General features: G+C 48.8%; 8 protein-coding genes, 1 tRNA gene and 1 pseudogene. 3 read left to right on the forward strand and 7 right to left on the reverse strand.

Going from position 1 to position 6,955, the window contains the following annotated elements:
• The 3 genes from B3180_RS09910 to B3180_RS09920 form a co-directional block, all read left to right on the forward strand.
• Positions 1–313 (forward strand): LPP20 family lipoprotein (locus B3180_RS09910; protein ID WP_286844293.1); only part of this gene is annotated, 313 nt, incomplete at its 5' end.
• A 94-nt stretch (positions 314–407) separates the two neighbouring features.
• Positions 408–1,571: a flagellar assembly protein FlgT gene (locus B3180_RS09915; RefSeq protein WP_199493135.1), complete on the forward strand. Its 1,164-nt coding sequence runs from the start codon at positions 408–410 to the stop codon at positions 1,569–1,571.
• A 40-nt stretch (positions 1,572–1,611) separates the two neighbouring features.
• Positions 1,612–1,685, forward strand: a tRNA-Arg gene (locus B3180_RS09920).
• A gap of 20 nt (positions 1,686–1,705) precedes the next feature.
• Here the strand turns inward: B3180_RS09920 and B3180_RS09925 are convergent.
• The 7 genes and pseudogenes from B3180_RS09925 to B3180_RS09955 form a co-directional block, all read right to left on the reverse strand.
• Entirely contained in the window at positions 1,706–2,512 is an 807-nt protein-coding gene (locus B3180_RS09925; RefSeq protein ID WP_273023548.1) for a sterol desaturase family protein, read from the reverse strand.
• A complete protein-coding gene (locus B3180_RS09930; RefSeq protein WP_273023550.1) occupies positions 2,505–3,140 on the reverse strand; it encodes a CDP-alcohol phosphatidyltransferase family protein in 636 nt (211 codons plus the stop codon). Before B3180_RS09930 ends, B3180_RS09925 begins: the two co-directional genes overlap by 8 nt.
• On the reverse strand, positions 3,133–3,786 hold the full coding sequence (locus B3180_RS09935) for an ATP-binding cassette domain-containing protein (protein ID WP_278358302.1): 654 nt from the start codon (positions 3,784–3,786) through the stop codon (positions 3,133–3,135). Before B3180_RS09935 ends, B3180_RS09930 begins: the two co-directional genes overlap by 8 nt.
• Positions 3,770–5,389, reverse strand: a complete 1,620-nt coding sequence (locus tag B3180_RS09940) for an ABC transporter permease subunit (RefSeq protein WP_278358301.1) — start codon at positions 5,387–5,389, stop codon at positions 3,770–3,772. Before B3180_RS09940 ends, B3180_RS09935 begins: the two co-directional genes overlap by 17 nt.
• The gene (locus tag B3180_RS09945) at positions 5,368–5,958 is read right to left on the reverse strand and encodes an ABC transporter substrate-binding protein (protein WP_349677617.1); all 591 of its coding nucleotides are present in this window, start codon (positions 5,956–5,958) and stop codon (positions 5,368–5,370) included. Before B3180_RS09945 ends, B3180_RS09940 begins: the two co-directional genes overlap by 22 nt.
• A 6-nt stretch (positions 5,959–5,964) precedes the next feature.
• Positions 5,965–6,447 carry a hypothetical protein gene (locus B3180_RS09950; RefSeq protein WP_286844297.1) on the reverse strand — a complete coding sequence of 161 codons (483 nt, stop codon included), beginning with the start codon at positions 6,445–6,447 and terminating at the stop codon, positions 5,965–5,967.
• A 1-nt stretch (position 6,448) separates the two neighbouring features.
• Positions 6,449–6,955, reverse strand: a pseudogene (locus B3180_RS09955) (pyridine nucleotide-disulfide oxidoreductase); the annotation flags it as partial.

A 6,955-nucleotide genomic window follows, 5' to 3' on the forward strand; every position in this document is an offset into this window, starting at 1 on the left:
TCAACAAGGCGAAAACGCACAGCTAAAAGATCTGAACGCTATGCGCGCTTCAAAACTTGCGGCTTATCGCGAGCTGGCCGAACAAGTGTATGGTCAACGTATTGCCGGTGGTAGTTCAGTTGAAGACTGGGCGTTAAACCAGGACAGCTTTCAGGCTTCCGTTGACGGTGTTATTCGTGGTGCCGAAGTGGTAAAAACCTACACGGTTGGCGATTATTACGCGACTGAACTACGTCTGGATTTTGAGAAAGTACATCGCCTGTATCAGAGTACAAACCGCCAGCAAAAAGTGAAGCGCGTTGTTTATTACTAGGTTCTGATTTCCTCTTTCAACATGGCAGGGTTTTTGCAGCTAATTCCAATAGCAAAGTAACGACTAAAAACTGACACTTGGGATGCATAACACCATGAACTGGAAAACCCTGCTGCTGATCACTTCTGTTTTCTTTATCGCTATGCCGAGCGAAGCACGTTGGGTAGAAGCCCAGGGTACCGCCCGCATTATAAACGGCGATACCGATGCAGCACGTCAAAAAGCTATAGAAAATGCGCTGCAACAAGCGCTTCTCACTTCTGGCGGAAATATCTCCAGTATTCAACAAGTGGTTGACGGCGTATTACGAAACACTGAAACCCAATGGAGCAGTCAGGGTAACGTGGACCAAGTCACTATTGTTCGCGAAGAAGTTCGTGATGACCGCGTTATTGTCCTGCTGCGAGCTGACATCTGGAACCGCGAAGGCGATTGCACTCGAAGCAGTTACAAAAACTCCGTTACTATCGTCCCGTTTGAATTGCGCGATCGCGCCCATGGGACCTGGGGACAAATCTGGGAAATTGGAGAAGTTGCCGCAGAGCGTTTAGCGCGTGAGCTTGGCGGTGTCGGCAGCCAACTGCATATTTCTCATACCTTGCAGCGACATGCGGGACTCGGGCAAGCACTGAATGGCCTTAACCTGGAAGAGCTGGGCCGCATGGCTCGTAGCCTCGGTTTAGCCAACGACAGTCAGTTTGTTGTCTTTGGTATGTTTGACGACTTAGCCATGATGGACACCAGCTCTAACTGGTTCTGGTCCAGCGATCCAAACCGCCACTACGCCTTAACGCTTTACCTGCTGGATGCGACAACCGGACAACTGGTTACCCGCGCACGAGTCGAAGACACTCAGCCCTGGACTTTTGATCGCAACATCGATGTTGATGTTGCCACAGCACAGTTTTGGAACGAGCCCTTCGGTGCCGCACTAGATAGTGGCTTGCGCGATTTAGCCTCTGGTGTGAAAGAGCAGGTAGTTTGCAAACCGGTACGAGCCAGAATTATTGCCGTCGATGAAAAAACGCTTCAGTTTAATTTGGGTGAAAAACACGGCGTAAGCCCGGGCGATAAGCTTAAAGTTGTTCAGCCCAGTCACTTTACCGATGATCAGGGCCGTTACCGTCAGAAATGGCAGGTGAGTGAATTTGAGGTGGAAGTTTCCCAAGTGCAGCAATCTACGGCTATTGCTAAGCTGACTAAAGGAAATATGTTACATAATATTCAGGTGAACGACTGGGTGGTGCCGGTTAACTGAGGGTGAAACCCGCGACAGCTTCTGGCATAATCGCGGGCACGTCCTCGTAGCTCAGCTGGATAGAGCATTCGCCTCCTAAGTGAAAGGTCGCAGGTTCGACTCCTGCCGGGGACGCAAACTGTTTCTTACTCTGCTCATCGATTACTAAAAGGGATTTTTAACAGTCCCCAAAGTTTCGTCGTAATACTCGCATCTCTATATTCTTTTAAACCAATATCGACTTGATCAGAACCCGCCTTAGGCTTTGAAGTAAAACTACCAAACAGATGATCCCACCAACTGACACTAAAACCGTAGTTGCTGTTGGTCTCTTCTTTTTCAACACTGTGGTGGATACGATGTAACTCCTGGGTGATCAGAACTTTACGCGCAGCGCGCTCCAGAGGCGTCGGCAACGCAACATTGCCATGGTTAAACAAAGAACAGGCGTTGAGAATAATTTCGAATACAATAACAGCCAGTGCCGGTGCACCCAGCACAAGAATGGCAGAAGCCTTGATAAAAAAGCTGAGAACAATTTCTGCGGGGTGAAAACGCAAACCGGTGGTTACATCAAAATCAGGATCGGCATGGTGCACCCGGTGCATACGCCATAACACAGGAATACGGTGAAACAGCCGATGCTGCCAATAAAGAACAATATCCAGCGCCACAAGGCTGACCAGAACAACAAACCAAAACGGGAGGTCATTGCCGGCAGTGCCGCTTAAATAATGAAACAGCCCCCACTCTTGTTCTGATGCCCACAAAGCAATACCCGTGAGACCGACAGGTGCGATAACTCGCAGCAGTACGGTATCAACCGCAACAATAGCCAGATTAGCAGGCCAACGCTGTTTACGGCTGTAGCGCGGCTTTCGCTTTGGCGCGAGAAACTCCCATAAAACCATAACCAGTAAGACACCAATAAAAACGCTTAGACGCCAGAGAGTTTCAGACATGATGCTCCTCCGCCGCTACGGGCTGCTTTAATGTCCGGTAACCAACAAAAATACGCGTTATTGCGGTAACCCAGCATGCGGCAGCAAACACGTAAGCCAGCACTGAAAAGTGTTGGGGCCACAGACAAAACGCCACAAAAGCCATAATAGTTTCAAAGCCCTCGGTTAAACCGCCCATATAGTGCAACGACTTATTTGGGTAGTCCGGGTTTTCAATGCCACGTTTACCGGCCACACTGGCAAAAGCTAAGAAAGTCGCGCCGGTTCCCATAAAGGTAACAAGCAAAACCCCGGCGGCTATGGCGTTTTGTTCTGGCACCGCCAGTAAAAAACCAAACACCACCGCACTGTAAAAAATAAAATCCAGCACGATATCAATATAGCCACCGGCATCGGTTAACTGCGTGCGCCTTGCCACTGCCCCGTCTAAACCGTCAGATACCCGGTTCACTAAAATTGCAACCAGTGCCAGTTCATAATACTGGAAAGCCAGTAAAGGAACCGCCAGTAAACCAATGAAAAAGCCAGCAACGGTGACCTGATCAGCACTGATTCCGGCGCGTACTAAGAGTCTCGCTGGTATATCCAGAACTTTGCGGGTAACAGGGAGTATTTTAGGGTCAAACATTAACGCTTTCTCCTCTCATCTCAATCACTCGCCCGCAGGCATCGGCAGTATCATGAGTCACCAGCAAAGTTGGAATTTCCCTTTCCTGTAATAGTGCAAAAGTCCACTGTCTGACGTCTTCACGCAGGCCTGCGTCTAACGATGAAAAGGGCTCGTCCAGTAACATAGCTTGCGGCTCTGCCAGCAATGAACACAGTAAAGCAACGCGGGCATACTGTCCTCCACTTAAGCTGTCGGGGTAAACGGCCCATTTATCTTCAAGACCCAAGGCTTTCAGCATGGTTAAGGCGCGTTCTTTCTGTTCAATGCGATGCAAATTAGAGCGCGGTTTTTGAGCAAACAGGCAGTTCTCTTCAATCGTCAAATGGGGAAATAAGCCACCTTTTTGAAACATCATGCCTAGCTTACGCTGCGCAATAGACTTACCGCTGATGTCCTCTCCATTTAAGCTTAACTGTCCCTGAATACGAAAGTTAACCAGAGGTTCTCCCAAAACCCAGCGTAATAAAGTTGACTTACCGACGCCACTGGGGCCCATTAATGTCACGACTTCACCTTTTCCAACGGTTAATTCATCCAGCTGAAATAAAAGCTCTGCCTGATCGTCTCTCAGCAGCTCAATTTTAAGATCACGAATGTTCAGCATAACTTCCCTTCCTGATTCCCCCTACAGCGATAAAGACCAATAAAGGCAATAACATCTGCAGCAGTGCGTAAAGGCTGCCTATACGCCAGTCTCCGCCACTGGCCACACTCACCGCTTCGGTGGTTAAAGTAGGCGTAACTCCTTGCCCCAACCATTGAGTTGGCAAGTACTGAGCAATACTGACTGAGAACGCAACAGCAAAAGCAATGGCAACCGGTTGTTTTAGCATTGGCAGCATAACTCTCCACCAGGCTGCCCGTGCCGAGTAACCAAGGCTTTGTGCCCGAATCAACCATTGTTCGTTAAAGCTGGTATAAGCGCCATGTAAGACTAAATAAGCATAAGGCAAAGTATATACGGCATGAGACCAGAACACCCACCAAAGCTGCCAACCTTCAGTTAACTGTTGGCCAAGCACTCGTTGCCAGCCTAATACCAATGGCACCTGCGGAATTAACAAAGCAATAAGAACCGGCCAGTAAAATGAATTAACCGCTTTTTGTCTCTGCCTTTGCAGTAAAACCATTGCGGCTATAGTTCCGGTAGTTGCGCTGAGTAACGCCAGCCAAAAACTGTGAACCGTTGGTTCCAGCAGGTAACTCCACTCCGTTTGCCAGCGCTCAGGACTTAAAGCAGCCGGCCATAAATCCGGATAAAACCAGCTTGAGGCTAGGCTTTGTAACGCTAAAACAGTAATAACCCCAAACGAGAGAAAGCCTAAAAAGCCCCACGCATAACGGCTGGCCTTGTCCGAATTAAATCGCTCTGGCGTGCCCGCGCTTTTCCTCAGTACTAAACGGTGATAAAGAACAGAGTGCTTTGAATTCATTAAGAGTAAAAGCAAAGCCATTGCTAACAGAACCCAGGCACCTGTCATTGCTTTTATCTGACTATCGGCTGCAAACTGAAAGGTCCACTCGTAAACTCGCTGAGCTAATACGGCAGGCGTGTTACTGCCAACCAATAACGGAATATCAACCACAGACAACGAGTAAATGATCACTGCTGCCATAGGAAGTGTCATCCGGCGCAATAATTCCGGCGTCACGATACGCCACCAGGCCTGGCGTTCGCTATAGCCATAGCTCTGAGCCTGAACAAGCCAGGACTTAACCGGTAATTGTTTTAACTGAGCCGATATCATCAACAACAAAAACGGCAGCTCTTTTAAGACCAGTACAATTATCACGGTCACTAAGGACTTTTCTGGTAATGGCCAACCTGCCGGCGGCACAGGGAAAAGCCCGCTGACAGCTTCCACCAGCCGCACTAGCCAGCCCGACGGGCTCATTAACAGCATAAGTCCGACCGCAAATGCCACGTGCGGAATAGACAGTAAAGGGGACAGCAACTGTTGTAAGCGCTGTTTACGAAGTATGCCTGGTGCCATCCAAAGCGCCAGATAGCAAGCTACAAAAGGCGCCACAACCGCAAGAACAAAGCTCGACAGTATCGACTCGTAACCCAATAGTAGTTCGCTGAATGCCGCTAAACTGACTCCGGTTTTCCCATCAAGAGATGTCAGCAACAGGAAAAGCACACCGCTGCCGACAGGCAGAATAATCAGCAGTAACCAGACCGCTATTGATAACGCGCGGACCATTCCCGCTCCAGATAATTCTGCCAGCTGGCATGAAAGTCATCGGTAGGTTCGAGTAACGCAGAGCTTTTATCAGCTTTTTGTGTGCGTTTTAAAACGGAAGGATCGCCCCAGCGGTTGGTATCGGCTTTTCTTTGCTGCGCCTTTTCAGACAACAAAAACTCGATGACCGCCTTTGCAGCCTCGGCATTATTCGAACTGACCGGAATGGCCAGATAATGGTTATTGGTTATGGCTTTATCTGACAACGTGTGGCGCTCAACACCTGCCGGCAACCGCCCATGATTAACTAAGGTTTGATAATCATTAGGGTTAAAACTGACCGCCATTAACAACTGCCCATTCGCCAGATAAGAAATTTGTTCTCCGGCTGACGACGGAAAATTTTCACCCTGCTGCCACAATAGTGGATGCAGTTTGTCTAAATAGTGCCATAAAGGCTTAGTCCATTCATTCGCATCAACTTTGCTTACTGGCTGCTGAAAAACTTCACGCTGTTGCGGATGCAATGACAACAGCAGTGACTTTAAGAAGGTGGTGCCATGAAAGTCCGGCGGCTTAGGGTAGCTGATACGACCTTATTTTTCCCACGCAGCGTTCAGTAATGCTTCTGCACTCACTGCTTTTTGGCTGAAAAGCCCAGGGCGGCTAATAAGATTAAACTGCCCGACACCCCAGGGCACTTCCAGTCCATCAACCGGTTCACCAAAATCGCTCTGCCAGTTAAGTTCAGGGCTGATGTTATTTAACGCTTTAATTTCATCGGCAATGGAACGTAAGGCTCCGGCTTTTTTCAACGCGTGAAAGTTCTCGCCGTTTACCCAGATAATGTCAGCATTGGAGCGTCCATCAATTAATTGCTTAACCACCTCTGAGGCATCGGCCACTTTATTGTGGCGAAGTTGAATGCCTTCAGCCTTTAGCTCTTTCTGAGCCCAACGTAAGTAACTGTTTACTTCCGACGAGCCACCCCAGGCATAAAAGTTCACCTCATTCGCTTTCAACGGCGAGGTGGCAAAAAGTGTCACAAACAATAAACTGATGGCTGCTATAAAACGCATGTTAACTCCGGCGCCAGCGATGAAACTTCTCAACCCATGTTAGCAGCTTCTGCGGGGCGTTGGCGCGCTTCCACTCTCCGGCAACGTATTTATTGGCTTCTGCCAGTGTTGGATAACTGTGTATGGTACCCAATATTTTATTCAGGCCAATGCCGTGCTTCATTGCCAGCACATACTCCGCCAGCAGCTCTCCGGCCTGCGGCCCAACAATATTCAAACCCAACAGTTCATCTTTACCGGGTTTGGTCAGAACTTTCACCCGACCAAAAGCATTGTCATCAGCAATAGCACGGTCCAAATCGCCAATATCGTATTCAGTCACCTCGTACGCCTTACCTGTTTTCTCGGCCTGCTGCTCAGTTAGGCCCACATTGGCTACCTGCGGCGAAGTATAAGTTACCCAGGGGATAACAGAATAATCGACCCGGAATGTCTTAAAGGGGTCAAATAACGCATTCACTGAAGCATACCAGGCCTGATGCGATGCCACATGGGTAAACTGGTAAGG

The sequence above is a fragment of the Idiomarina sp. UBA4206 genome (assembly GCF_002383015.1).
Classification (GTDB): Bacteria; Pseudomonadota; Gammaproteobacteria; order Enterobacterales; family Alteromonadaceae; genus Idiomarina; species Idiomarina abyssalis.

What these genes read in the sequence shown, in the direction of transcription:
- B3180_RS09915 (WP_199493135.1), top strand. Translation starts at nt 408, where the DNA reads ATGAACTGGAAAACCCTGCTGCTGATCACTTCTGTTTTCTTTATCGCT.
- B3180_RS09925 (WP_273023548.1), bottom strand. Translation starts at nt 2,512, where the DNA reads ATGTCTGAAACTCTCTGGCGTCTAAGCGTTTTTATTGGTGTCTTACTG.
- B3180_RS09930 (WP_273023550.1), bottom strand. Translation starts at nt 3,140, where the DNA reads ATGTTTGACCCTAAAATACTCCCTGTTACCCGCAAAGTTCTGGATATA.
- B3180_RS09935 (WP_278358302.1), bottom strand. Translation starts at nt 3,786, where the DNA reads ATGCTGAACATTCGTGATCTTAAAATTGAGCTGCTGAGAGACGATCAG.
- B3180_RS09940 (WP_278358301.1), bottom strand. Translation starts at nt 5,389, where the DNA reads ATGGTCCGCGCGTTATCAATAGCGGTCTGGTTACTGCTGATTATTCTG.
- B3180_RS09950 (WP_286844297.1), bottom strand. Translation starts at nt 6,447, where the DNA reads ATGCGTTTTATAGCAGCCATCAGTTTATTGTTTGTGACACTTTTTGCC.